General features: G+C 66.1%; 26 protein-coding genes and 1 pseudogene. 16 read left to right on the top strand and 11 right to left on the bottom strand.

Annotated features, from left to right (window positions below; translation table 11 throughout):
- Positions 1-302 precede the first annotated feature (302 nt).
- Positions 303-2,372, bottom strand: a complete 2,070-nt coding sequence (locus QX108_RS04670; RefSeq protein ID WP_315779277.1) for a methyl-accepting chemotaxis protein — start codon at positions 2,370-2,372, stop codon at positions 303-305.
- A gap of 164 nt (positions 2,373-2,536) precedes the next feature.
- Here QX108_RS04670 and QX108_RS04675 point away from each other — a divergent pair, with 164 nt between their 5' ends.
- The 4 genes from QX108_RS04675 to QX108_RS04690 all read left to right on the top strand — a co-directional run bounded on the left by QX108_RS04675 (position 2,537) and on the right by QX108_RS04690 (position 4,506).
- Positions 2,537-3,316: a transglycosylase SLT domain-containing protein gene (locus QX108_RS04675; RefSeq protein WP_315779510.1), complete on the top strand. Its 780-nt coding sequence runs from the start codon at positions 2,537-2,539 to the stop codon at positions 3,314-3,316.
- Positions 3,317-3,463: 147 nt separating this feature from the next.
- Positions 3,464-3,745, top strand: a complete 282-nt coding sequence (locus QX108_RS04680) for a DUF2312 domain-containing protein (protein ID WP_172109480.1) — start codon at positions 3,464-3,466, stop codon at positions 3,743-3,745.
- 154 nt (positions 3,746-3,899) lie between these two features.
- Complete coding sequence (locus tag QX108_RS04685; RefSeq protein ID WP_172109481.1) at positions 3,900-4,250, top strand: zinc ribbon domain-containing protein YjdM; 351 nt, start codon at positions 3,900-3,902, stop codon at positions 4,248-4,250.
- Positions 4,251-4,314: 64 nt separating this feature from the next.
- Entirely contained in the window at positions 4,315-4,506 is a 192-nt protein-coding gene (locus tag QX108_RS04690; protein ID WP_172132070.1) for a hypothetical protein, read from the top strand.
- 64 nt (positions 4,507-4,570) lie between these two features.
- On the opposite strand, the gene QX108_RS04695 is transcribed toward QX108_RS04690, so the two are convergent.
- Positions 4,571-5,542, bottom strand: coding sequence for a VOC family protein (locus tag QX108_RS04695; protein WP_315779280.1), 972 nt, complete (start codon positions 5,540-5,542; stop codon positions 4,571-4,573).
- Positions 5,543-5,999: 457 nt separating this feature from the next.
- Between QX108_RS04695 and QX108_RS04700 the strand changes: the two genes are divergently transcribed.
- Positions 6,000-6,215 carry a hypothetical protein gene (locus tag QX108_RS04700; RefSeq protein ID WP_172109484.1) on the top strand — a complete coding sequence of 72 codons (216 nt, stop codon included), beginning with the start codon at positions 6,000-6,002 and terminating at the stop codon, positions 6,213-6,215.
- A gap of 230 nt (positions 6,216-6,445) precedes the next feature.
- Positions 6,446-6,676, top strand: a complete 231-nt coding sequence (locus QX108_RS04705) for an FmdB family zinc ribbon protein (RefSeq protein ID WP_172109485.1) — start codon at positions 6,446-6,448, stop codon at positions 6,674-6,676.
- A 27-nt stretch (positions 6,677-6,703) separates the two neighbouring features.
- Here QX108_RS04705 and QX108_RS04710 read toward each other — a convergent pair whose 3' ends face one another.
- From QX108_RS04710 to QX108_RS04735, 6 genes are all read right to left on the bottom strand, one after another.
- Positions 6,704-7,135: a Rieske (2Fe-2S) protein gene (locus QX108_RS04710; protein WP_172109486.1), complete on the bottom strand. Its 432-nt coding sequence runs from the start codon at positions 7,133-7,135 to the stop codon at positions 6,704-6,706.
- 176 nt (positions 7,136-7,311) lie between these two features.
- Positions 7,312-8,034, bottom strand: a complete 723-nt coding sequence (locus QX108_RS04715) for a DUF3750 domain-containing protein (protein WP_315726194.1) — start codon at positions 8,032-8,034, stop codon at positions 7,312-7,314.
- A 128-nt stretch (positions 8,035-8,162) separates the two neighbouring features.
- Entirely contained in the window at positions 8,163-8,999 is an 837-nt protein-coding gene (locus QX108_RS04720) for an SH3 domain-containing protein (RefSeq protein WP_315779283.1), read from the bottom strand.
- Between the two features lie 167 nt (positions 9,000-9,166).
- Positions 9,167-9,982, bottom strand: a complete 816-nt coding sequence (locus QX108_RS04725) for a DUF2066 domain-containing protein (protein WP_315779285.1) — start codon at positions 9,980-9,982, stop codon at positions 9,167-9,169.
- Positions 9,983-10,005: 23 nt separating this feature from the next.
- Positions 10,006-10,299, bottom strand: coding sequence for a copper-binding protein (locus QX108_RS04730; RefSeq protein ID WP_172109489.1), 294 nt, complete (start codon positions 10,297-10,299; stop codon positions 10,006-10,008).
- 897 nt (positions 10,300-11,196) lie between these two features.
- Positions 11,197-12,048 carry a 3-hydroxybutyryl-CoA dehydrogenase gene (locus QX108_RS04735; RefSeq protein WP_315720357.1) on the bottom strand — a complete coding sequence of 284 codons (852 nt, stop codon included), beginning with the start codon at positions 12,046-12,048 and terminating at the stop codon, positions 11,197-11,199.
- 239 nt (positions 12,049-12,287) lie between these two features.
- Between QX108_RS04735 and QX108_RS04740 the strand changes: the two genes are divergently transcribed.
- From QX108_RS04740 to QX108_RS04785, 10 genes and pseudogenes are all read left to right on the top strand, one after another.
- The gene (locus QX108_RS04740) at positions 12,288-12,734 is read left to right on the top strand and encodes a hypothetical protein (RefSeq protein WP_315720358.1); all 447 of its coding nucleotides are present in this window, start codon (positions 12,288-12,290) and stop codon (positions 12,732-12,734) included.
- A gap of 120 nt (positions 12,735-12,854) precedes the next feature.
- The gene (locus QX108_RS04745; protein ID WP_042340824.1) at positions 12,855-13,052 is read left to right on the top strand and encodes a hypothetical protein; all 198 of its coding nucleotides are present in this window, start codon (positions 12,855-12,857) and stop codon (positions 13,050-13,052) included.
- A 128-nt stretch (positions 13,053-13,180) separates the two neighbouring features.
- Entirely contained in the window at positions 13,181-13,387 is a 207-nt protein-coding gene (locus tag QX108_RS04750) for a hypothetical protein (protein ID WP_315779288.1), read from the top strand.
- Between the two features lie 216 nt (positions 13,388-13,603).
- Positions 13,604-13,738, top strand: a pseudogene (locus tag QX108_RS33485) (DUF72 domain-containing protein); the annotation flags it as partial.
- A gap of 324 nt (positions 13,739-14,062) precedes the next feature.
- Complete coding sequence (locus QX108_RS04760) at positions 14,063-14,800, top strand: Crp/Fnr family transcriptional regulator (RefSeq protein WP_315726196.1); 738 nt, start codon at positions 14,063-14,065, stop codon at positions 14,798-14,800.
- Positions 14,801-14,872: 72 nt separating this feature from the next.
- Positions 14,873-16,945, top strand: a complete 2,073-nt coding sequence (locus QX108_RS04765) for a PAS domain S-box protein (protein WP_315720360.1) — start codon at positions 14,873-14,875, stop codon at positions 16,943-16,945.
- Between the two features lie 661 nt (positions 16,946-17,606).
- Entirely contained in the window at positions 17,607-18,494 is an 888-nt protein-coding gene (locus QX108_RS04770; protein WP_315779291.1) for a hypothetical protein, read from the top strand.
- 136 nt (positions 18,495-18,630) lie between these two features.
- Entirely contained in the window at positions 18,631-18,837 is a 207-nt protein-coding gene (locus tag QX108_RS04775; RefSeq protein WP_172109498.1) for a hypothetical protein, read from the top strand.
- Positions 18,838-18,956: 119 nt separating this feature from the next.
- Complete coding sequence (locus tag QX108_RS04780) at positions 18,957-19,343, top strand: hypothetical protein (RefSeq protein WP_315720362.1); 387 nt, start codon at positions 18,957-18,959, stop codon at positions 19,341-19,343.
- A 252-nt stretch (positions 19,344-19,595) separates the two neighbouring features.
- Positions 19,596-20,270: an HAD family hydrolase gene (locus tag QX108_RS04785; RefSeq protein WP_315720363.1), complete on the top strand. Its 675-nt coding sequence runs from the start codon at positions 19,596-19,598 to the stop codon at positions 20,268-20,270.
- 107 nt (positions 20,271-20,377) lie between these two features.
- Here QX108_RS04785 and QX108_RS04790 read toward each other — a convergent pair whose 3' ends face one another.
- The 3 genes from QX108_RS04790 to QX108_RS04800 form a co-directional block, all read right to left on the bottom strand.
- The gene (locus QX108_RS04790; RefSeq protein ID WP_172109501.1) at positions 20,378-21,214 is read right to left on the bottom strand and encodes an HD domain-containing protein; all 837 of its coding nucleotides are present in this window, start codon (positions 21,212-21,214) and stop codon (positions 20,378-20,380) included.
- Positions 21,215-21,539: 325 nt separating this feature from the next.
- The gene (locus QX108_RS04795; RefSeq protein ID WP_315779294.1) at positions 21,540-22,424 is read right to left on the bottom strand and encodes a hypothetical protein; all 885 of its coding nucleotides are present in this window, start codon (positions 22,422-22,424) and stop codon (positions 21,540-21,542) included.
- A 220-nt stretch (positions 22,425-22,644) separates the two neighbouring features.
- A complete protein-coding gene (locus QX108_RS04800; RefSeq protein WP_315726198.1) occupies positions 22,645-22,827 on the bottom strand; it encodes a hypothetical protein in 183 nt (60 codons plus the stop codon).
- Positions 22,828-22,832: the final 5 nt, after the last annotated feature.

Genomic DNA, 22,832 nt, shown 5'->3' on the forward strand with positions numbered 1-22,832 from the left:
GTGAAGACGCGTGGTCCTGGCCTCCCGGTGCTGAGGCCAAGCCGGTGGTGATGATCCGCCGGCGACGGGGTCAAGAAGCCGGTCCCCGGGGAGATCGCGACATAAGCGTGAAAACCATCGCGCGGGGAATGCCGGGTGTTCTCGGCTGAACCTGTGGTGACTGCCGCCTGCTTATCTTCTGCAGGCGGGCCATGGGTGCGGCCAGCGCCCGGCATTCCCCGCGCCCTCTCGCTTCGGAGGGCCGACGACCGGCAAGCCTCGGGCGCCATCTGCGCCGCGGGATCGCACTCGCGCGGGCGGTGCTACGCCTTGCGCACGGTGCCGAGGAAGCCCTCGACCGCCACGCGAAAACGATCGGCATCATCGGACATGCGGCGCACGGACTCGACCATCGCAGTTCCCGCATTGCCGGTCTGGCGGTTGAGCGCGGCGACCGAACCGATCGTGTCGGTCACGGCGCGGGTGCCCAGCGCGGCCTGCTGGAAGTTGCGCGAGATCTCGGTGGTGGCGGCGCGCTGCTCCTCGACGGCGGCGGCGATCGCGGTCATCTTCTCGTCGATGCCGGAGATGTTGAGGCTGATGGCGCGGATCGCCTCGACCGACTCGCCGGTGGCGGCCTGGATCTCGGCGATCTGCCGGGTGATGTCGTCGGTGGCGGTCGCGGTCTGCGCCGCCAAGTTCTTGACCTCGCCGGCGACCACCGCGAAGCCGCGGCCGGCCTCGCCGGCGCGCGCCGCCTCGATGGTGGCGTTGAGCGCCAGCAGGTTGGTCTGGCTGGCGATCGCGGTGATCATCTTGACCACCTCGCCGATGCGGTTGGCGGCGCGGTCGAGCATCTCGACGGTGGCGTTGGTCTGCGCCGCCCTCTCGACCGCCTGGCGGGCGTCGGCCGCGGAGGCCTGCACCTGGGCGGCGATCTCGGAGACCGAGGCCGTCAGCTCCTCGGTGGCCGCGGCGATGGTCTCGAGATTGCTGGTCGCGGTCTCCGCGGCGCTGGCCACCGCGGCAGTCTGCTCGGTGGAATCGTCCACCAGCCGGCGCACGTCGGTGGCGGAGGTGTCGAGCTGGCCAGTGGAGCCGCTCATGCTGACGATGACCGCCTGCACGGTGTCGTCGAAGCTCCGGCAGGCGCTGTCGATCGCCTGCGAGCGCTCCAGCCGGCGGCCCTGGTCGAGCTCGCGCTCGCGCGACAGCTGGTCGGCGGTGGCCGCGCTCTCGCGCAGGCCCTCGAGCGCGGCGGCCATCGCGCCGAACTCGTCGGCATGGGCGAATTGCGGCACGGGAGTCTGGTAGTCGCGCTGGCCGATGCGCTGGATCGCCTGCATCAGCGCGCCGACCGGGCGCACCAGGCGGACGCGGACCGCGCGCAGCGCCAGGCCGGCCACCACGAGCGCGGCGAGGAAGGCGATGGACTGCACGATCAGGCTGCTCAGCGCCGCGGTCCTGATCGCCTCGGCACGCGCGATCGCGCCGTCGAGCGCGGTCATGCCGATGGCGATGATGCCGGCGAACGGGCCCTGGCAGAACGCGTTCCATTCGGGGGCCGGCATCGCCGGCTTGCCGCTGCCGTCGAAGCCCTTGGTGAGCTGGTCCATGCGCTGATGCGCGGCATCGACCTCGGCGCGCGAGGACTTCACGACCGAGGTGAGCTGGGCGCTGCCGGCGCCGGCCAGGAGGTCGTCGAGACCGGCCCAGCCGGCCGCGACGGTGCCGCGCCACTGGCCGATCGTGCCCTTTTGCGCGTCGTCGAGCGGCTTGGAGCTGTTGATGTTGGGTCGCATCGCCGAGCATTGCAGCCCGTAGCGGTCGCGGACCTGCCAGGCCAGCCGCCGCGCCTGCACCATCTTGGCGATGGTCGGGTCGGTCATCCAGGCCCGGTTGGACACCGCGAGCGAGGCCGCATTGGCGGCGTCGAGCGTCTTGGTCATCGCGTCGTACCAGGCCTGGGTGCGTGCGAGCACCCGCTCGGGCCGCGGCTTGGCGGCCTCGTCGAACAGCAGCCTGAACTGCGGAACCGTCGCCTCCCAGCTCGATTTCAGCCTGGCCGTGAGATCATCCCGCTCGGGCATGTCGACGCCAGCGAGCGCCGTGACGATGCCGTCATAGCCCTTGGCCTCGATGGCCTGATAGTCGGTGAGCTTGGCGCGCGGATCGTCCTCGCTGAGCAGCACGCTCTGGATGTCGCCGCGATGGGCGCGCATCACCAGGACGTTCTGGAAGATCGCCTTGTCCGCCGCCGTCAGCTGCTCGGTCGCCACGCTCTCGCGATAGCGGCCGGCAGCACCGCTCATCAGGATTGCCGTCGACACCAGGATGCCCGCCGCCAGGACCGACAGGAGCACCATCAGCAGGGTACTGACCGACTTCTTCATCACGCACCGCCTCACACCAGAAAGTGGCAGGATGGCGCAATTGCACAAATTCTTCCTTAACCATGGACCGGCACACCGACAGCCGAGGTAATCAGTTGCCGAACAGCCCTGCTCCACTCCAACAAAAATCGCGCAAGCCGCAAAGGGGCCGCCGTTGGCGCAGGCTGCGGCGTGACGTGGTGCGAATCGCACCACGCGCTGCGCGGTGGCTGGGGCGGACGGCGAACGCAGCGCCGCGGTGGCTCAAGCTGGGCTGCATAGCCGTGCTGGCGCTCGGCACCTTCGCGCTGGTCAATCTGGCCTATCACGTCGTCCGCAAGCCGACCGAGTTGTTCGTGGTGACCGGCCATTCGCTCGACAAGGAGCCGGACGAGACGTGGCGGCAATACGGCGCGCTGTTCCGCGAGCATGCGACGCGCGCGATCACGGCGGAGCTGCTGGCAGCTCTCGCGCAGACCGAGAGCTCCGGCAATCCGGTGGCGCGCACCTATTGGCGCTGGCGCCTGGCGTGGAATCCGTTCGCGCTGTATCAGCCGGCCTCGAGCGCCGTGGGCTTGTTCCAGATGACGGATGGCGCGTTTGCCGACGCATCCCGTTTCTGCATCCGCGATCATGAGGTCGTCAGCGACGGCTGCGGATCGCCGAGCCTGTACGTTCGCGCCTGGCCGGCACACGCGGTGGCGCTCACGGTGATCTCGCTCGACCGTCAGGTCGCTTCGGTTCTCGCGCGGCACCCTGCCGCAAAGCCGACGGCACAGCAGAGGCAGGATCTCGCCGCCGTGATCCATCTCTGCGGCTCAGGTCCTGGCGCCGGCTTCGCACGCCGCGGCTTCAAGCCCGACGATGGCGAGCGCTGCGGCGACCACTCGGTGGCGGGCTATCTCCGCAAGGTCAATGCGATGAAGAAGCAGTTTCAGAAGCTCGCAGCATCGGAGCGGAGCTGACGCATCGTCTCCACACGGCAGCATCGGCAGCCCGGCCGGTTCCCCGTTAAGCACGTCGGACGTGCCGCTGTGGGCAAGGCGCCGGCGTTAAGACATTGGCAACGAACTGCCGCGCATTTTCTCCATCCCATTAGTACAGGAGTCACCATGTCAGAGATCGGCATTCCCGGCGCGCGCATCCGGTCCTTCGTCGAGCGGATCGAGCACCTCGACGGCGAGTTGGCGGAACTGAACGAGCAGAAGAAGGAAGTGTTCGCCGAGGCCAAGGGCGAGGGCTTCGACGTCAAGATCCTGAAGGAGATCATCAAGCTGCGGAAGCAGGACCAGGACGAGCGCGACGAGCACGAGACGCTGCTCGACACCTATATGCGGGCCATGGAAGCGGCCGAGACGGAGACCGCGAAGGTCCCCGAGAAGAAGGCGGCCTGAGACGAGGCTGGCTCGGCCAGCGACATCTCGACAACGACGGCGCGCGATGTCTCTGCAACGCGCGCTGCGACTGTGGCCCGAGGCGATTTTCCTTGCCCGGTTCCATGCGAGCCTCTAACGCTGCGCCACGCTTCTGCCAGCGCCCGAGGATGAGATGACCGACGCGATGACCTGCCCGCAATGCCGCTCCGAGCACGCTTATCAGGACGGCGCCTTGTGGGTCTGTCCGGAATGCGGTCACGAATGGAGCGGTGACGCCACCGGTGCCGCTGCGGCCGATGACGACACCAGCATCCGCGACGCCAACGGCAATGTCCTTGCTGATGGCGACAGCGTCATCGTCATCAAGGACCTCAAAGTGAAAGGCTCCTCCTCGGTGGTGAAGGGCGGCACCAAGGTGCGCAACATCCGCCTGCAGGAAGCCAGCGACGGCCACAACATCGCCTGCAAGATCGACGGCATCGGCCAGATGAACTTGAAATCGGAGTTCGTGCGCAAGGCCTAGCCTTCATTCCTCCCGGAACATTTCGCGACGCCGCGGCGTTCGGTTGAACAACGGGAGAATGACCATGCTGACGGACGACCAGATCGCAACGCTTGCGGATATCGGTCAGGCGATCGCCTTCTCCCCCGCGCGTCAGGACGAGATCGACGGCCTGATCCGCGAGGGCTACGTCGCCAAGGATGGTGACATCTACGAGCTGACGGCGAAAGGCCAGAAGGTGCTGACGGATCGGGGCGCAGGCCTCAACGAAGCCTGAGCGGACGATCCCGCACCGCCGGCTTGCGTTTTGACAGCCGATGGGCCGCCAGACACCTGGACCATCACGCCCGGATCAAACGGACCCTGGTGCCCCAGGGATCCGCGGTCTCCAAACCATTCGTGAGCGTCGTCAGCGCGGCACCGGCCCGACGCAGCCGCGCCTCCTGTCCAGCGAGGAGCTCTTCGCCGCGAACCTCGAAGGAGAACCAGGACAAGCCGGTGGTGCCATCGTCACGGCGGCCGGCGCCGGCGCTGCGCCAGGTGTTGGCGCCGATGTGATGGTGATAGCGGCCTGACGACAGGAAGGCGGCGCGGTCGATCGTGCGCGTCGGGCTGAGGCCGATCAGCCCGGTGTAGAACGCCGCCGCCTGACCGATATCGCCGACCTTCAGATGGACATGACCGATCCGCAAGTCCTCCGGCGCTCCGGCGTAGTTCGTGGTGCGCGCATCGGTGAGCGCGACCAGATCGTCGACGTCGAGCTGCTCCGTGCCCATGCGAACCGAGCCGTCGCGCCACTGCCACAACTCGGGGGCGCGGTCGGCGTAGACCTCGACGCCGTTACCTTCGGGATCGTCGAGATAGACGGCCTCGCTGACATTGTGGTCGGCAAAGCCGGTCAGCGGCGTGCGGTTGCGCGCGACATGCACCAGCCAGCGCGCGAGGTCCTTGCGGGTCGGCATCAGGAAGGCGGTGTGAAACAACCCGGCGGCGCGCGGCGATTCGCGGTTCGCATCCGGGCGCGGCTCGAGCTCGACCAGCGCCACGCCGCCGGCGCCGAGCCGGACCGACGCCTCCGTCCGCTGCAGCACCGAGAGGCCGATGACGTCGCGGTAGAAGCCGGCGACCTTGTCGGGATCGTTCACGCGCAAGGTCACCATGCCGATCCGAATCGGCGTCCGGCTCGCGAAGGTCGGGCCCGGCGCGGTGCTCTCGCCGCCGCCCTCAGCGCGCGCGGCGGCGACGGCGGCCATTGTGATCGATGAAACGCCGGCCAGCTCAAGAAGCGCGCGGCGGGTGAAATCGACTGTCATCACGTCCCCCAGAATGGTCCGTCTTCCTACGGAACCGCCGCCCGAGGGCGCAAGTCCGCCGCCTATCGCCCCCGTCACGTCCGTGTGAAATACGGTATCCGAACGCTGCCCGCATTCGGAATGCAGCGGCGAACCGGGGCCTTCAGGACAACCGCCCCGGAACGCCTCAGGACTGCGCAGGCGCTGCCTGCAGTTTGGCTTGGGCGAACGACGGATCGTAGCTCAAATTGAAGCGGAGTGGACGCAGCTACATCCAAACAGCCAACTGATCAGCAGCGCAGGAGATCGGCCGTCGGAGCGATGCGTGACGTAAGCAGTGAATCCATCACGTTTCTGTCGCCATGAAGTGACACCCGTATCAATCCTTCCCGTAGCAGCACGGCCTGGATTCATAACTTGGCATGAACTCTGCTTTCTCGATCCTCACCGGGTCCCACTCTTTGGAGGCAGAATCAACGTGCTCGTCACTCTCGTCGCAATGCTATGCAACGGCCAGCTCTGCATGGAGAAGGTCGTTACCAACAGCGAGATGTCCGGCATCACGATGGCATCATGCGCAGTCAGTGCGCAGATTGGCATCGCAGACTGGATGTCGAAGGGTCCTTACCACGAGTGGCATCTGCAGAGTTACAAGTGCGTCGCCGGCAAGTACGTGCCGAAGACCCACGCCTGATCGCGTCCCCGGCCGGCTGGCGCCCGGATCCACGGGACCGGCCGCCGGATCCGCCGTCGCGTGCAGCACTGTCGAACGTTGGACGCTCGCGACGTCGCGTTCGGGACAAGCGCGGAAGGAAAACGGCGCTGCTTGTGCGCAAATGAGCCCAGCAGCGGCGTTTTTCAGGCCAGCTCACCGCTGGCCCGCTTCCTGCAACACCCCCTCGTGTCAACGAAGGGATGCGTGTCATGCCGTTCTACAGCTTCCATTGCGCCACCTGCGCGCAGGACGTCGAGTTGCTGATCGGGATTTCGGAAAAGCCGGTGTGCCCCACCTGCGGCGGCCGCAAGCTCGCCCGTCTGCCCTCGCTGCCGGCGCCGCCGGCGCGGAGCCCCGGCATGATCAAGGCAGCGCGCGCGCAGGCTGCCCGTGAGGGACATCTCAGCAACTTCAGTCGAGCCGAACGCAAGAAGGGCTGATCCCCGGATGGCGGCCGGCGGGGTACGTCAGTCCGAGGTGATCTGCACCTCGGGGACATCGTCCTCGGGATCGTCGATGTCGAGCCCATCCTCCTCGTCGAGATCCACACCAGACAGACAAACGTCGCCGTCGTCGATGACGAGTTGGACCGGCTGCAGCGCCTTGCCCTGACAAGGCCCAATGAAGCACCGTCCGGTATCGAGATCGAATTGCGCCCCATGCTGGCTGCAGACGAGGAAGTTGCCCTCCTCATCCATGAACTCCCCCGGACGCTTGTCGAGCCGTGCGCCTTGATGCGGGCAGGCATTCTCGAATCCGTAGAAGTTGTTGCCCTTGCGCGTGACCAGGATTGGCCAGGGCTTCGCGCTGCCATCCGGATCACGCCGCTGCAGCACGAAGCCGCGCGCGCTGCCGTCATCGACTTCGTAGGTCGCGCAGATCGCAAACAGCGTGTTCATCAGCAGTCTCCCCTCGCCGCGCAACGAATCAGGCACACGCGATGCGCGCCAAGCGAACCTCGACGCGCGTCCGCGCCAGGACGCCGGCGTATGGCGCATCCGCGACATTGCGGGGTGCCAGAACGGATCGCAGCAAGGGCCGTGCCAGGCAATATCGATGGCCGCCGAGGACCGTCTCAGGCCAGGGGCAGGCCGAGCCGGCCAATTCCGGGAAACTTCAGAGCCGGCCGACGCACATCGAGGCCGAGGACCCCGCCGAAGACGTTCAGCTCCAGCCCTTCGATCCAGCCCACGGTGAGACCGAGATAGCCTCCCAGTGAGACGAACAGACCGGTTCCGGAAGCCGTACGTCCCCACCACCCGTCATAGGGGAAGTCCTTGCCGATCGCAGTCGGAGGCAGCACCGCGTTCAGCTCAGGAACGGCGTTCAGAGCCGCCTGCACGAAGGTGTTCGAGTTCGGTCCGGGCCACGCATTGTAGTCGCCATAGGCGCGGAAGCGGTAGCCCTCGATGACGCTGCGAATCCTCGGAATCACACGCTCGGCTTCGTCACCATCAACGGCCAGCACGGTTTCCGGCAGCGCACCGAACCAGCGCCCGTCCGGCGCGAAACCGTCGATGCGGATCGGCTCGCCCCACGCCGTGTAGTCGTAGCGTGTGTAGCGCCGGGCGCCCTTGTCCTTGACGACGATCCAGGTGTGGACCGCGAAGATGCCGCGCCAGCGCACCGTCCGTGCAGCGAACACGCGAACGACGGCATCGACGTTCTGTTCGGGAGGCGGCAGCAATCCCGCGCTCGACCGGTCCGCCGCCTGCCAGCCGCTGCCGCGGTCGCTGCGCAGATAGTTTGCGGCGGACAGTGAGATCGGGGCGACGAGGAGCAGCAGGAACAGGAGCACGAGCTTTTTCACGGCAGCCGAGGATGGCGTTCAATTGCAGGACGACCACACGCATGTAGTCATCGCCTTCGCTTGTCGCCATCCACGAGCCGGGCGTTTCCGCGCCTCGCCGCCAAGCCCGGGCTGCGTCAATGTCGCCGGAAACCACCGCCGGGCCCGGAACGACCACCGCCCCGGCCGACGCTTGCGCCCATGCGCGGCCCACTGATGCCCGAGTTTCCGAAATGGGGGGCTGCGCCGGCGAGCGCTCCTCCCCCGCTGATGGCGCGCATGCCGCCCATTTGCGCACGTGCACTCTGCGGCGGGCCGCTGATGCGCCCCATGGAAGGCTGCACGATGCCGACAGGCATCGCGCTCTGCGCATTGCCGCCCGGCATTCGCGGTCCGGAGGGGCCTGTCGGGTGTGGTGCAGGCGATCCTGTCGCCATGCGCGGCGTCGGCATGGGCTGACCGCCAGTTCCGGTAGGCGTGCCGGCGACGGGGTGCCCCATCCCGGCAGGACCGCGACCTGCACCGCCGATGTTGGTGCCGGGCTGCGGCGGATTGTGTGCCATCGCTGGTGGATGGTGACGCCAGTAGCGGTTCCAGAACGCATGGCGATGAAACCACGGCCGTCCGAAGTAGAAGCTGCTCCAATACGTGGTCAATACGAACGGCGCCACCGGCACGTATTCCACATATTCGGGCAAAGAGACGTACTGCTCACGATATAGATAAGAGAGCGCCTTCGCCGCCACCCAACCGCGTTCGCCATCGACGCTGACATCGCACCAAGCCCCACCCTGGATGCAGCCGTGGATGGTGACACGAGTGCCCGCCGGAATGCGCTCGACGACCGGAAAGCCGGCGCCCGGTCCTGCTCGCATCGTGGCCGATTTGCGCAGCAGCCCCGGAGCAGCCGCAGCCAGCGATACGGACGTCGTGAGCATCAGCGCAGCGACGAGACACGTAGTGAGCTTCAGCACGAGCACCTCCTGTCCGCTTCCGGCGGCGCATCGCCCGCGCATGGGACGTCGGCCGCTCCGGCATGAACATGACAGGGATGGTGGCAGTCTATCGCGGCAACCTCACGGCAATCCCATGGAGGCAACGGTATGTCAGCGTGTCAGGACCGCGCTCGGCGGACAGCGACTCACGGCGCGCCGTTGTGCGAAAGGATCTGCGCGACACCGCCCAATCCGCGGCGAAACGCTTCATCGAACGTGACACCACGAAACTCCCAGTGATGCTGCACGCCTGCCGCATCAAGCTGCCATCGCACGACCCAGCCGAGCTCGGCATCGTCCCAGGTAAGCCGGCCCAGCAACGTCGCCTCGGCGCCCGGCACCGTCGCAGCGAGGGTTGCAGGCGGCAGCTCGGCGCGGCCAAGCACGATCGAGCCCGCCTGCGATGCAGGGAGGAGGATGGTGAGGCCGCGCTTGCTCGCGGCGGCCCGCAAGGCATCGCGCTGCAGATCCGACTGCCGATCGTCGGAGGTGACGAGATAGGTCCGGCTGCCCGACGACATTGCCACCACGGCCGCGACCAACGGCCGCGGCGCCAGCCACGGATTGATGTCGAATGAGCGCAGCAGATCGTCGACCTTGCCGCGATCGAACGACACGGTCAGGTCATAGGGGCGGTCGCGTGTCCCCTGCTCATCGCGCTTCGGCTTGCCCGACATCTGGTCGTGATAGTCGAAGCCCGTGACGTATTCGCCCGCCCGCAACTTGAGGGGCGCAAGCCTCTCATCCTCCCTGAGCTGAAAGGCGCCGGACACCTTGATGAGGACATCCTCCAGGCAAAGCGCAAAGCCAGCCCGGCGATTGTCCTCGCCCTGGCCGGTGACGACGGTTTGCGCCCGGTAGAGATCATCGGTCCCTGCCCTTGCGACAGGACACAGACCGACGATCAGCCACAGCGCAAGATACCATGCGCAACATCGCTCGAAACGTCCCCGCAGCCGCATCGCGCGTCCTCGGTGGGGCCAAGCTATTTCTGTCGGTCAAGCTTGATGATCGTCTTCGCTCCGGTGCCGTCGGCGGTCGAGAACGTGACGCGATCACCGGCATGAACCTCCTCGATCATCGCATTGTCCTTGACCTTGAACTCCTCCGCCGCGGCGTTTGCCCCCACTGTTCCAGCCTGAACGCGCTTGATGGCGACGGTTCCATTCAGACGGTTGATGCCCGTCACGACGCCTGCAACGCCTTGGTCCGCGGCAAGCGCAGGCAGGCTCGACACGAGAGCCGCGACCGCGGCCAGAGTGATCGTTGCTGCTTTCATCGCTGTTCTCCTGCTTGATCGCGGCAGACAAGACGCTGCGCCGCTCTTTTGGTTCCGGCTGCCAGCCTATCAGCCCCGACTGCAATCACACATGAACGCGGCCATTCGAGCCGCCGCAACTCATCTGCGCGCCTCATTCTGTCGCGTCCATGCTCAGGTCGGCCTTCAGTCATTCTGCAGGCAGCCCGTCTCATTTAGTCACTTTCGATCGTTTGTCATCACACGCATGGGTCCATCACGGCGCAGGAACCGCGTAACGTCGAATTCATCATTGCGTCATGATGCGCCTTGACAGCATCGGCGCGCAGGAGGAGCATCGCGGCGCCGTTTGTTTGCTCGACGATCGATCCACGGCATCGCAGCGGCGAGCCAACGGCAGCAAGCAAACCGGATTGCAAGGAGGCTCTATGACTCCACCTCCGTACCAGAACCGCTGAATGCGACGGTATCGCTTCGGACCATCGCATAGCGGCAACTCACGAACGGCACGCCGGGACTCGGCTTAGAGGGCTGCATCAGCGAGGCATGGCCCCTTGCCGGCCCGGCGCTGTGCCGTGAGCGATGAATCTTCGATGCGGAAGTCTCCACCGGACTCGCTGGCGCCGGGTAACCGAGTCGTGAGTGGTGATTGCGCAAAGCCGCCGAGAGCGCCAATGGACATAGCGCCGTTCATGGCGCCAATGGCCAAAGCAAGGAGCAAAATCCGCTCACGCTCTCAACAGCCGGCATTGCACCATGCCCGACATTGCACGCGACATACCGAGCTGGCGTGCAGACGCTTCCTCAAGCGTAGAGCTCTTCCTCAAGCGTAGAGCTAGAGCAGCAACGGCGGACCAACGACACCCGCCGCGCGTCGACTCCTTCTCGGCTGCGTACCGCAGCTACTTGTTCTAGCAACTACTTGTTGTAGTCGTAGAAGCCCTTGCCGGTCTTACGTCCGAGTTGCCCTGCGGCCACCATTTCCTTCAGCAGTGGCGCCGGGCGATATTTCGGATCGTTGAAGCCGTTGTAGAACACCTCCATCACCGACAGCATCGTATCGAGTCCGATCAGGTCCGCCAGCGCCAGCGGGCCGATCGGATGATTGCAGCCGAGCTTCATGCCTTCGTCGATGTCGGCAGCGGTGGCAATCCCTTCCGAATAGGCGAAGATGGCCTCGTTGATCATCGGGCACAGGATGCGGTTCACGGCAAAGCCGGGACTGTTCTTGGCGGTGATCGCCACCTTGCCGATGCGCTTGGCGAAGTCGGCCGCCGCAGCGTGGGTGGCGTCGGAGGTCTGCAGACCGCGGATCAGCTCGAGCAGCGCCATCATCGGCACGGGATTGAAGAAGTGCATGCCGATGAAGCGGTCAGGCCGGTCGGTCGCGGTGGCGAGCTTGGTGATCGAGATCGACGAGGTGTTGGTGGCGATCAGCGCCTCGGGCTTCAGGCCGGCGCAGAGGTCCTTGAGGATCTTGTGCTTGAGCTCCTCGTTCTCGGTCGCGGCCTCGATGACCAGATCGCAGCTCGACAGCTTGGCCTTGTCCGTGGTGCCGGAGATGAGCGACAGCGCCTTGTCCTTGTCGGCGACCGTCATCTTGTCCTTCTTGACCAGGCGATCGAGGCTCGAGCCGACGGTGGCGAGCCCACGCGCCACCGCCTGCTCGGAAATGTCAACCATGACGATTGGCAGGCCGGCCGCCGCGCACACCTGCGCGATGCCGTTGCCCATGGTGCCTGCTCCGATGATGCCGACCGTCTGAATCATTGCCGATGCCTCTCTCCTGTCGCTCGGGACCTCGTCCCGCAATCAGGTGTTGCTTAACAGGCTATCGCCTTGCCCGGTAGGCCCCAGCAGGCCCCCGGCGACGCCTCCGGAGGGCCCGGCCTGAGCAGCCCGTCAAGCGGCGGCGAGGCGCATCGATCTGGAACGGATGCATCGCCCTCTCGTTGGTCGTGCACTCGGCCGACGAGATCGGTCGGGCCGAGCAGCGCGGGAGGCGAACGATGGACGGCGGAGCAGCAACATTCTGGGGTTGGGGGATCGGCATCGTCATCCTCGGCCTCGTCCTTGCTTATGCAGCGACGCGGTCCGGACGGTTGCGTCCCGGCGAGCGTGCCAGGCTCGACGAGAACACGCGTGCGTCGATCGCGGCGCACGATCAGGCCGAGCGCGCCAGCGGCGCCGGATCGCGCGTCCCCGGAATGCAGAGCAACACGCCCTATGCCCTGCTGATCCCGATCGTCGTGGTCGCCGCCGCCATCGCGCTGATGTTCTGGTCGTTCGCCGGCGACAAGGGTCCACGGCAGGACGCGCAGGCGACCAGCCAGCAGACCACCGGCAATGCGGCCTCGAAGCAGAGCGCCCCCGCGGCGGCCGCGCCGACCGCCCCAGGCAACGATACGGCCAGCGACAGTGCGCGAGGCAGTGGCCCGCTCAACCAGAGCCGTTGAGACTGTCGCGCACCGCGCTCTGATCATGGCGCCCAGCGGCTGCCGCACTCATGGGCTCGCACGCCGGCAACGCATCAGGCAGCGGGAATTCGCACTCACGCAGTGGGATGGAGGACGGGAATGGGACTGGCTCAATACGCAATCGTCGCGGTCGAAGATCACTGGAGCGTGCTGCACGACGGCAATGTCCACGGCGACTATGCGACCAAGGAAGCCGCATTCGAGTCGGCGGCAGCGGCGGCGACGCTGGCGCTCAAGCAAGGGCACGAGGTTCATCTGAGCGTGCCCGGCAATGATCCGGAGAGGTCAAACAACTAATCAGCTCGATCGGCGGCAGTTCTTTCGGGAACCGACTTCCGCGCGTCGTGAACTGCACGCTAACGTGTGTTAGCGACATGAACGCGCCGATGCCGCACTCTTCCGTCCAGAACGACAGGAGTTCGGCCATGACCCTCAAGAGAAACCGGCACAAGCAGATCATCCCGTTCGCGGAGCGTCTGCAGCAGGCCGCCACGGCCGCGCGCGATGCAGCTGAGCTGCTCCCTGCGGGACTGGAACGCGACGTCCTGTTGAAGAAGGCGCTGCAGGCCGAGACCGCCGCGCACATCAACGAGCTGTTGAGCGCCCCGATCATGCAGGCTGCTGACAGATAGCGCTCTCTCTGCGGCAGAGAACCGTGTTGCCGCTCAATGCCCCTCGCCTGCTGGACCGTGCCACGCCGAGGCTCGACCGCATCCAAACGCTTGGATTGGGCGAAGACAGGCGTCCCGGCGAGGATGATGATGGCGCGGATCGTGGTCGGCACATCGGGATGGCACTACGCCTCCTGGCGCGGCGCCTTCTTCCCTCCGGCCTGCTGATCAGCATCAGCTGCCGTTCGCAGCTGGCGTGATCAGTCCGGGCCGGACCTCGTCTTTGCCTGGAAGGCCTCCAAGTTCATCACGCATTGGAAGCGCCTGTCCGAGCGCTCGGTGAACAGCATCGCGCTGACCGCAGAGAGCCGACCGACTCGCATGATCCATTTCCAGTTGACGATGTGTGGAAACTAGGCAGCGGAGCCTAGAGGCAGGATCAATCGCGGGACGTCGGCGATCGCCAGATTGTCGCGGCACTCCATCGGACCCCGTAGTTCAACGGGATCTTGCAGCGATGATCGAACGTCGTTCCGCGTTCGCGGGTGTGGCCACGCGATCTCATCCGGAACAACGCTGTCATCGGTCCCAACGCTCATGCAAAAAGAAGCGCAGCTGATGAGGTATTATGCTAACATAAGTTATTGTAGTCGCAGCACATGGAACCCCTATAAGCGATCCCGGGGGAACCGCTCTTTGAGTCATCTTGTACGCAAGCTCGAGAACTTCGTCCGCCTCTCTGCGGCCGACCGCCTGATGCTCAACCGCGCAGCGGTGCAGCGGGTCAGGACCTTTGCGCCACGGACCGACATCGCCCGCGAAGGCGAGAAGCCGAAGGATGTCCATCTCATCCTGAACGGCTGGGCCTGCCGCTACAAGCAACTCGAGGATGGCCGTCGTCAGATCGTCTCGTTCTTCCTGCCCGGCGACATCTGCGACCTCAACATCTTCATCCTGCGCGAGATGGACCATTCGATCGGCACCATCACTCCAGTCTCGATTGCCGATTTGTCGCGCGAGTTCTTCGACGAGATCAGCACCGGCTATCCGCGCATCGCCACCGCATTCTGGTGGGAAACCCTGGTCAACGCCGCCATTCAGCGCGAGTGGACGATGAATCTCGGACAGCGCACCGCGTCCGAACGAATGGCACATCTGCTGTGCGAGCTGTTCTTCCGGCTGCGTCTCGCCGGCCTCGCCGAGGACAACAGCTGCAGTTTCCCGTTGACCCAGGCGGATCTGGCCGAGGCAACCGGGCTGTCGAAGGTCCACGTCAATCGCACGCTTCAGGAGCTGCGGGCCAACAACCTGATCGTGCTCAAGGGCAAGATGCTGGTGCTGCCGGATCTCGAGCGCCTGATGAGCGCCGGCCTGTTCAATGCGAATTACTTGCATTTGGATCGAGAAGGTCGTCAGCTCGATGCGAATGAGTGAGGCGTTCCGGGCGCTGCCGCATCCGACTTGCGCGAGGCTGGCCGGCTCGGGCACTCTGCCTGGGAAACGGCGATGGTTGAACAGCGCATGGCTGACGGGCCCTTCGAGCAGGAGATCGTGCAGCGCCTCGGGCTGATGCCGAACCTGTTCCGGCCGACGCCCACGGCGCCCGAGACCGTGCGGCAGTTGTGGCAGCTCGCGAAATGCGCCTATCTCGATGCGCCATTGCCGGCGCTGTTCAAGGAGCGGCTTGCGGTCCATCTCTCACGCCTCAACGGGTCGTCCTATTGCCTCACCCGGCATTTCGGCTTCCTGATCGGGCTCGGCACCCCCGCCGCAGATGCGGCATTTCAGCCGGAGACGCTCGATCAGGCCCGCGCTCTGCTCTCGTTTCCGCTCGCGGATCCCGCGCGCATCACGGCGGCACTGACCCGTCTGGAGGCGGTCGAGGACCCCATCGACATTCCTGAGCCAGGCAGCGACGGCGAGGCCGACCTGCTCGACGCGGCTTCGGCCATGTTCGTTTCGAGCCAGGCGGCCGCTCGCTCGAGGCTGGCGCTTCGCAAGGCGTTCGGCGAGCCCCGCTTCGAAGTCCTGACGGCGTTCATGGCCTATCTGCGCATGGCGCATTTCTGGGCCGACGCCCATCCCGAGCTCTCGCTCGATCCCGACGTGCTGGCAGTCACACGGTCCGATCCGGATCTCGCCATTCGCCTGGCCTGCGGTGAGCCGCGCCACCACGACATGCCGGCGTCTGCCAAGCCCGCTGCAAACGGCAGCGAGGCCAGCGCGCATCGATTGCAGCGCATCCTCGAGATCGACTCGGTCGGCGTGTTGTTCTTCGATCATGTCGAGGGCACGCTGATCGATGCGAACGACGCCTTCCTCAACATGACCGGCTATTCGCGCGAGGAGGTCGCGAACCGCCAGCTGACGTGGCAGCGCATGACACCGCCGGAATGGCGCGTCAGCTCCGCTGCTCAGATCGACCTGCTGCAGCAGACCGGCCGGATTGGTCCGTACGAGAAGGAATATTTCCGCAAGAACGGCGAGCGCACCTGGATGATGTTCGCCGGCCGCGACATTGGCGACGGCACCCTGGTCGAGCTTGCGATGAACATCGACGACCGCAAGCGGACCGAAGCCGCGCTGCGCGACAGCGAGACACGCTTCCGCCAGTTCGGAGAGGCGTCCTCCGACGTGTTGTGGATCCGGGACGCAGACAGCCTGCATTGGGAATATATCAGCCCCGCATTCGAGGCGATCTATGGCGCCCCGCGCGCGGCCGTGCTCCAAGGCGATCATATCACGCCATGGACCGATCTGATGCTGGCCGAGGATCGACCGCGCGCCGTCGAGAGCCTCGACCGTGCGCGGCGGGGCGAGCGCGACAGCTTCGACTTCCGCATCATCCGACAGACCGACGGCGCGATCCGCTGGCTGCGAATCCGTAGTTTCCCGATGGTCGATGCGACCGGTCACGTCCAGCGCATCGGCGGCATCACCCAGGACATCACCGCAGTCGTGTCGGCCAACGAGCATCAGAAGTTCCTGCTGGCCGAGCTGCAGCACCGGGTGCGCAACCTGCTCGCCGTGATCCGCTCGATCATCAGGCGCACCGGCGACAGCAGCGACAGCGTCGAGGATTTCGCAGGTCATCTCGAGGGCCGCATCTCCGCACTGTCGCGCATCCAGGCCGTGATCACGCGCGATCCGGTCGCCGGCTTCGATCTTGCCGAGCTGATCGCCGACGAGCTGCGCGCAGGCGCCGCGCGCGAGGACCGGCAGTTCTCGCTGTCGGGTCCCTCGCTCCGGATCAAGGCGAAGGCGGCCGAGAGCATCGGGCTTGCGATGCACGAGCTCGCCACCAATGCGCTGAAATACGGCGCGCTGACCGTTCCGCGGGGCTTCATCAGCATCGAATGGCGTCTCGACGAGCGCGACGCGGCCCGTTCTCTCGTGATCGACTGGACCGAGACCGGCATGTCCGGGCACCGGATGACGGCGGGCAGGCAGGGATTCGGTACGGTGCTGCTCGAGCAGATGCTGCCCTATGATGTCGGCGCGCAGGTGACGCGCCGTTTCGAGCCGAGCGGCCTGCGGTGCGAGATCAGGCTGCCGGCCGACGATATCCTGAAGCGCTGACCGGTTGGCAGGGGTCGCCGAGCGTGCAGGGGTTGGCCGCGGCGCAGCCTTGTGCCATCGGGTAGCCTTCGTCGGTCATTAGGGGTATGCTCATCCTGCGACCTCAGATCAGTGTCGAGCGACGTGCGCAACCGTCCTGCTCTCTGGCCGCAAAGACTGTGGCCGCAAAGGCTCTGGCCGCAAAGGCTCTGGCCGCCAAGTCCGGACTGCAGTGTCTTGATCGTCATGCGTTAGCTGCCATGCGCTGACGGCCATGCCTTTGCCTTGGTTTGGCCTGATATGGCAGGGAGTGCGGAGGACACGAGTGAATCGGCCGAGCGTCGGCGCGGCGGAACGATGATGGGGCGTTCCGAGGCATCCGCTCAGGCCACGACCAACACCGTGCACATGCAGAAGCATGCGCACACGGGACAACCGGTATCCAGGTTCTGTGCTGATGCGGCCTCCGGGCCGAGCGTCTCGTGACGTCGTCATCGTCAGACGACCTCGTCATCCGGCGCTGTTACCACGAGACGTTGCTGCCACGAGACGTTGGTACGACGACGTTAGTACGACGACGCGTTGGTAGGACGACACGCTGGTAGGACATGTCGGGTAGGACATGTCGGGACAGAGCCGAGCGCCGCCGCCGAGGCGGACGACAACGGAGGACGGAGCGTCAATGCTTGCAACGACCACCACCAAAGATGCGGATCAGCAGCCCCATGCCGTGATCGATCCCGACATCGTGCTGGCAGCGCGGGCCGACCGGCCCGGCATCGAGGCCGATCGCCGGAGCGCGCAGCGTCCGCCGGAGGTTCCCTCGCCCAAGATCGATCCCGAGTTCCGAACTCAGCCGCCCAGCGGCCTTGCGGAGGTCGAGCGGCGCACCACGGTCGGCACCTGGATCGTGCGCACCGTTCTGGCCGTGCTGTTCGCCGTGGGCAGCGCGGTCGCAGCAGCCGCCTGGCAGAGCTATGGTGACCAAGCCCAGGAGATGATCGCACACTGGATGCCGCGGATCTCGCTGGCCTCGAATGTCGACAAGGATGCAGCTCCGCAGCCGGCAGCGCCAGCGGCGCAGGAGAGCGCCGCAGCCACCCCATCGCAGACGCAGGAACCCGCGACGGGTGCGATCAGCGCGAGCGCGTCGCAGGAGCAGGCGCAATTGCTGCAATCCATGGCTCACGACCTCGCGGCCCTGACCCAACAGATCGGCGAGCTGAAGACGAGCCTCGCCCAGCTGAGGTCCGGCCAGGAGCAGATGGCGCGCGAGATGGCGCGCGTGGCGGAGGCCAAGGCGTCCGACAAGTCGTCCGAGCGGACGGCGGAAGCGCGGCCGTTCGACGCGCGGGCCATCGAGCAGACGATACGGCCGCGCCCGGCCCCGCGGCCCGTAACCGCCGCCGTGACGCCGGGGCAGCCCGCAGCGGCGGTGCCGCACCGCCCGCGGACGCCACCGTCGTCGGCAGCCAACATGGTTCCGCCGCCCCCGGCGCCGATGGCCTTGCCGTCAGCACCGGCCGATCCAGATCAGCCGGTCGTGCGCCCGCCGATGCCGGTGCGCTGACGCCGCAGGGCGCAGCGCTCGCAGACATCTCCACCATCATCCGCAGCAGGGTTGATGCAGCGGCCCGATGCACTTGTCGCCACGAGGCTTTCCGAGCTAAGGAACTGCGCCTGAAAAGCCTATCTGCGAGGGGTTCATGAGCCTGACCGATCCGACCGTTCTTTCCACCTCCGACCTCGCCGACCGCATCGCGATCCTGCGCGACAACATTCGCCAGATCACCGAGCAGGCCGCCTCGCAGTCGGGCGCCGCCGACGAGGAGCGCAACGCCGACCGTCTGGCCCAGCAGAGCGAGGAGCTGGAGATCCTGCTCAAGGAGCAGGAGCGCCGCCTCAACAAATAGGCCGCTGCCGGCGCGATCAATTCGCGCTTGCTGCACTGCCCTCGTTGTTGATCGCGCCGCAGTCCGAGGCTAGCCTTACCGAAAATACTTGCCGAAGATAAACGGGAGGTCTGCTCGGTATGCGTTCCAAATTGACCATTGCGGCACTGCTGATGAGCGCGGCCGTGGCTCCGGCCAGCGCCGAGCCGCGCCATGTCTACACGACCTTGGTGCTGGAGGCGTTCGCCACCAAGGTCGAATGCCCCGGCATCGACGTCGCCTATCAGGATCTGGTGAAAAAGGCGCAGGACATGCAGATGCCTGACGGCACCACCGAAAAGGTCCGCAAGGCCATCGCCTACATGCACACCGGCGGCAAGATGGGCGAGAAGCAGGACGACGATCTGATGGCGGAGGTGGCCATCGCCACGCAAACCATCGACCTGGATCAGCGTCGCTTGGGCATGACGAATTGGTGCGAGGCGCACAAGAAGACCCTCGCCGGCTTCATCCGCCCCAAGAGCTGAGATCGAGAGCTGAGATCCAGGGCTGAGACCGAGGGCTGAGACCGCGAGCCGAGAGCATGGCCTGAGCACGCTGGACGATGCACCGGCTGCGGGGCACGCAATGGGGCGCGTCTCCAAACACCGATGCTCGCGCGTCCGCTGAACCGCCGCGGCAGCCTGCATCGGACGGCCGGATGACCTTCGCCGCCTGCGAAGGAACCCGAACGGCCGCCGATGCTTGGCTCTGTCTGATCGCCGCCGCGGAGCAACGCCATGCGCATCGAGACCGCCTTTCTGTTCGACCTCGACGGCACCCTGGTCGACAGCGTCTACCAGCATGTGCTGGCGTGGAAGACGGCGCTCGATGCCGAGAACATCGAGCTGTCGGTGTGGCGCATTCATCGCAAGATCGGCATGAGCGGCGGGCTGTTCACCAACCAGCTGCTGCGCGAGACCGGCTTCGCGATGGAGCCGGACCGGATCGAGCGGCTCAGGCGCGCGCATGCGGCAGCCTACCAGGAGCTCGGACGTCGGGTCCGTCCCCTGCCCGGGGCCCGCGAGCTGCTGGCCTTCCTGACCGATGCCGGCATCCCCTGGGCGATCGCGACATCAGGCCGGATGGAGACGGCCGCCGTCAACCTCGCAGCGCTGGGCGTCGATCCCAGGCAGAGCCCGGTCGTCACGCGCGACGAGGTTCGCTACGCCAAGCCCGATCCCGACCTGTTCCTCGCGGCGGCCGCCCGCCTGGACGTACCGATCGAGCGCGCCGTGGTGGTCGGTGACAGCATCTGGGACATGCTGGCCGCAACGCGCTGCCGTGCGCTCGGCGTCGGCCTCCTCAGCGGCGGCTATGGCTCGGAGGAATTGCGCCAGTCCGGAGCGATCCGCGTCTACGAGGATCCGGCCGATCTCCTCGGCCATATCGACGAGGTCGGCGGCCGGCGCTAGATCATGATGCGTTTCGGCGGAAACGCATCATGATCTTATCTCTTTGTTTGAGCATGATCTTTTCGGAAAACCGGTTTCCACTTTTCCGGATCATGCTCTAGCCGCCCTCAGCTCTGCGGGCCGGACAGCGAGATGTCGCGCTCGGCGCGGAACACGTTGGCGTAGAGATTGGCGATCCACTGCCGCCCCGTCGAGGTCATATTGAGATAGCGGATCTCGGTCTGGATATGGGGCGCGACGCTGTTCCAATAGAACTGCGGATAGCGGTTGACGATATCGGCGGGCGAGCCGTAGCCCAGCTGCCGGTTGATGCCGACCTCCTCGAATTCGTGATACAGCGCATTGGCCTTGCGGATGTAGTTGGGATCGCCGAGCTGGCCGATCAGATCGGCGGCGCGCACGATCGACTGCTCCTCGTCGAACAGCTGGCCGGCGAGCGGCGGAAAGCGCGTGCCTTCGATGGCGCGTGCGATGCGATCCTTGTCGAGCGGCGCCATGCCTTCGATGCGATTGATCACGTACAGTTTGGAGCGGTCGACGTGATACGGCATCAGGCTGGCATCCGATGAGCCGCGCGGCAGGCAGATCTTGCGGCCGCCGCGATCGACGACGAACCCGTCGCTGTCGTCCTCCTTGAACAGGCCCCGGACATAGCCGATGTCGTGCAGCAGGCAGGCCATGATCACATGGACGTAGTCTTCCGCCGTCATGTGGCTGTGGAGCGCGCGCCCGCGCAGGATTTCGTGGCCAGCCAGCGTGACCAGCAGCGTGTGCTCGACGTTGTGGTACAGCGCATCGCTGTTGCCGATGCATTCCAGCGCGATGCGCGCGGCCGCCGGAAGCATCTCCGACAGCTGAGTGTGGGAGGATCCGAACCGCCGGCGCATATAGGAGCTGAGGAACCGCTCCAACGCCGCTGCCGCGAGCTCCGGTAAGGTCATCATCGCTGCCGCCCCGCCTCAGACAGCTCAAAACACAACGCTAAAGACACAACTCGGCAAAACGCAAATCGCCAGGACGCAGCTCGCAAAGGCACGGCTCAGGACACGGCTCGATGTCGGACGCGAGCGGTCGAACACATCAGGGCGCAACCGTCCGCCTCGCACGCGGAGCATAGCGCAGGTTGCGGATGTCGGCCACACCCGGATGACGATGCCCGGGAAATTGCGGGCGCCGTCCCATCTCGTTTGGCGGCGGGGCAGCGAACCGGCAGCGAGCCGGATCGCACGCGTCGCAGGCAACGCGAATGCCGCTGCCCGGCCGCAAGGCTCAGGCGACGTCAGCCCGCGGGGTTTCCTCGGGCTGCGCCGCGAGCGCGTCGAGATCGACGAGCGCAGGATCGTCCGGCGTCGGCTCGCTCTGCTGCGGCCCGCTGCCATGGACATGCATCAGCGTCTGCACCCGCCGCGCATTGAGATAGTCGACGTGCTGGTGCGCCAGTGCGAGCGGCAACAGCGCCTTGGGCAGCGCCGTCATGGTGAAGGCGGGAACGCGCTTCACCTCCTCGCCCTCGCGCCAGGTCAGCGGATTGAGCGTGTAGATCATCTGGCGGTCGGTCTCGGGCGCGGGCAATTGCCTGACCTCGGGCGGCGCCAGCAGCGCGACGTTGATGTTGCCCGCCCGCGTGCGCGTCGCCGCCGTACGCAGCTCCCAGCAGATCAGCTCGGCGGCCGACAGCACCTCGCGGCGGATATCGTCGACATCGGCGGCGAAGCGGCTGGCCTCGGTCAACGCGGCACGGCCGCGCGTGACCGCGTCCACGAGGGCCGCCGCACCGATCTCGAAGCGCGGAACCGCCTGCTCGATCGCGGACGCCACCGCCTCGATCTCGTTGGCGGCGCGGTCGCGGTCGCGCTGCGCCACCGCATCGGCAAAGGCGCGTTCGGCCAGGACGATCTGCTCGTCGCATTCGGCCACGGACGCGCGCAGCGCCTTGGCCTTGTGCTCGACCGCCTGCATCTTCGCTTCGGCGCGGTCGAGCTGGCCGTTGCTGGCGCTCGCCTTGGCGAGCCGCTCGGCGGCGACGCGCTTCTCCTCCAGCGCCCGCTCGGCGACGACGAGCCGCTCGGTCAGCCGCTGCCGCGCCGCCTGCTTGTCCTTCAGCGCGCGCTCGAAGATCTCGACCGGGCTCAGCTCACGCTTGAAAAAGACCATGGCAATATCCCTGGACGGCGGTCGTGCCGACGACGTTGGTCAACGGCGAATCCGCTGCCGAATCATTGCCTGAATCTTGCGGGCAAATTGGGTCGGAAACCAGGATGAGAATGCGGACGCCCCCTCTTGACGGGCAGCCCCTGCCACGAATGCGCGCAGCAGAGTCGGCGCATGCGCCCGAGCGCGCCGCCGACGATTCACTAAAATCAGAACGATGAGGTCAGCTCTGATGCGGCCCGCGCATCATCTTCATGGCTTCCGCGATGTGGCGCCATTCTCTGGCCTCCTCCGCCTCGCCGCCCGTCTCGCATCTTAGCGCCTGTTGCGCGGCCTGCGCGATCGCGGCAGGCCCGTGCATCTCCAGCATCTGGCGCGCGACGGCATGAATCTTCGTTTCGGACATCATGC

The sequence above is a fragment of the Bradyrhizobium sp. SZCCHNR1002 genome, from assembly GCF_032381435.1.
GTDB lineage: Bacteria > Pseudomonadota > Alphaproteobacteria > Rhizobiales > Xanthobacteraceae > Bradyrhizobium > Bradyrhizobium aeschynomenes.

Excerpts from the sequence above, each read along its gene's own strand:
- QX108_RS04710 (WP_172109486.1), bottom strand. The coding sequence starts at position 7,135 with ATGAACACGCTGTTTGCGATCTGCGCGACCTACGAAGTCGATGACGGC.
- QX108_RS04680 (WP_172109480.1), top strand. The coding sequence starts at position 3,464 with ATGTCAGAGATCGGCATTCCCGGCGCGCGCATCCGGTCCTTCGTCGAG.
- QX108_RS04725 (WP_315779285.1), bottom strand. The coding sequence starts at position 9,982 with ATGCGGCTGCGGGGACGTTTCGAGCGATGTTGCGCATGGTATCTTGCG.
- QX108_RS04745 (WP_042340824.1), top strand. The coding sequence starts at position 12,855 with ATGGGACTGGCTCAATACGCAATCGTCGCGGTCGAAGATCACTGGAGC.
- QX108_RS04770 (WP_315779291.1), top strand. The coding sequence starts at position 17,607 with ATGCTTGCAACGACCACCACCAAAGATGCGGATCAGCAGCCCCATGCC.
- QX108_RS04685 (WP_172109481.1), top strand. The coding sequence starts at position 3,900 with ATGACCGACGCGATGACCTGCCCGCAATGCCGCTCCGAGCACGCTTAT.
- QX108_RS04735 (WP_315720357.1), bottom strand. The coding sequence starts at position 12,048 with ATGATTCAGACGGTCGGCATCATCGGAGCAGGCACCATGGGCAACGGC.
- QX108_RS04780 (WP_315720362.1), top strand. The coding sequence starts at position 18,957 with ATGCGTTCCAAATTGACCATTGCGGCACTGCTGATGAGCGCGGCCGTG.
- QX108_RS04730 (WP_172109489.1), bottom strand. The coding sequence starts at position 10,299 with ATGAAAGCAGCAACGATCACTCTGGCCGCGGTCGCGGCTCTCGTGTCG.
- QX108_RS04775 (WP_172109498.1), top strand. The coding sequence starts at position 18,631 with ATGAGCCTGACCGATCCGACCGTTCTTTCCACCTCCGACCTCGCCGAC.
- QX108_RS04705 (WP_172109485.1), top strand. The coding sequence starts at position 6,446 with ATGCCGTTCTACAGCTTCCATTGCGCCACCTGCGCGCAGGACGTCGAG.
- QX108_RS04690 (WP_172132070.1), top strand. The coding sequence starts at position 4,315 with ATGCTGACGGACGACCAGATCGCAACGCTTGCGGATATCGGTCAGGCG.
- QX108_RS04790 (WP_172109501.1), bottom strand. The coding sequence starts at position 21,214 with ATGATGACCTTACCGGAGCTCGCGGCAGCGGCGTTGGAGCGGTTCCTC.
- QX108_RS04695 (WP_315779280.1), bottom strand. The coding sequence starts at position 5,542 with ATGACAGTCGATTTCACCCGCCGCGCGCTTCTTGAGCTGGCCGGCGTT.
- QX108_RS04750 (WP_315779288.1), top strand. The coding sequence starts at position 13,181 with ATGACCCTCAAGAGAAACCGGCACAAGCAGATCATCCCGTTCGCGGAG.
- QX108_RS04670 (WP_315779277.1), bottom strand. The coding sequence starts at position 2,372 with ATGAAGAAGTCGGTCAGTACCCTGCTGATGGTGCTCCTGTCGGTCCTG.
- QX108_RS04800 (WP_315726198.1), bottom strand. The coding sequence starts at position 22,827 with ATGTCCGAAACGAAGATTCATGCCGTCGCGCGCCAGATGCTGGAGATG.
- QX108_RS04765 (WP_315720360.1), top strand. The coding sequence starts at position 14,873 with ATGGTTGAACAGCGCATGGCTGACGGGCCCTTCGAGCAGGAGATCGTG.
- QX108_RS04785 (WP_315720363.1), top strand. The coding sequence starts at position 19,596 with ATGCGCATCGAGACCGCCTTTCTGTTCGACCTCGACGGCACCCTGGTC.
- QX108_RS04740 (WP_315720358.1), top strand. The coding sequence starts at position 12,288 with ATGGACGGCGGAGCAGCAACATTCTGGGGTTGGGGGATCGGCATCGTC.
- QX108_RS04795 (WP_315779294.1), bottom strand. The coding sequence starts at position 22,424 with ATGGTCTTTTTCAAGCGTGAGCTGAGCCCGGTCGAGATCTTCGAGCGC.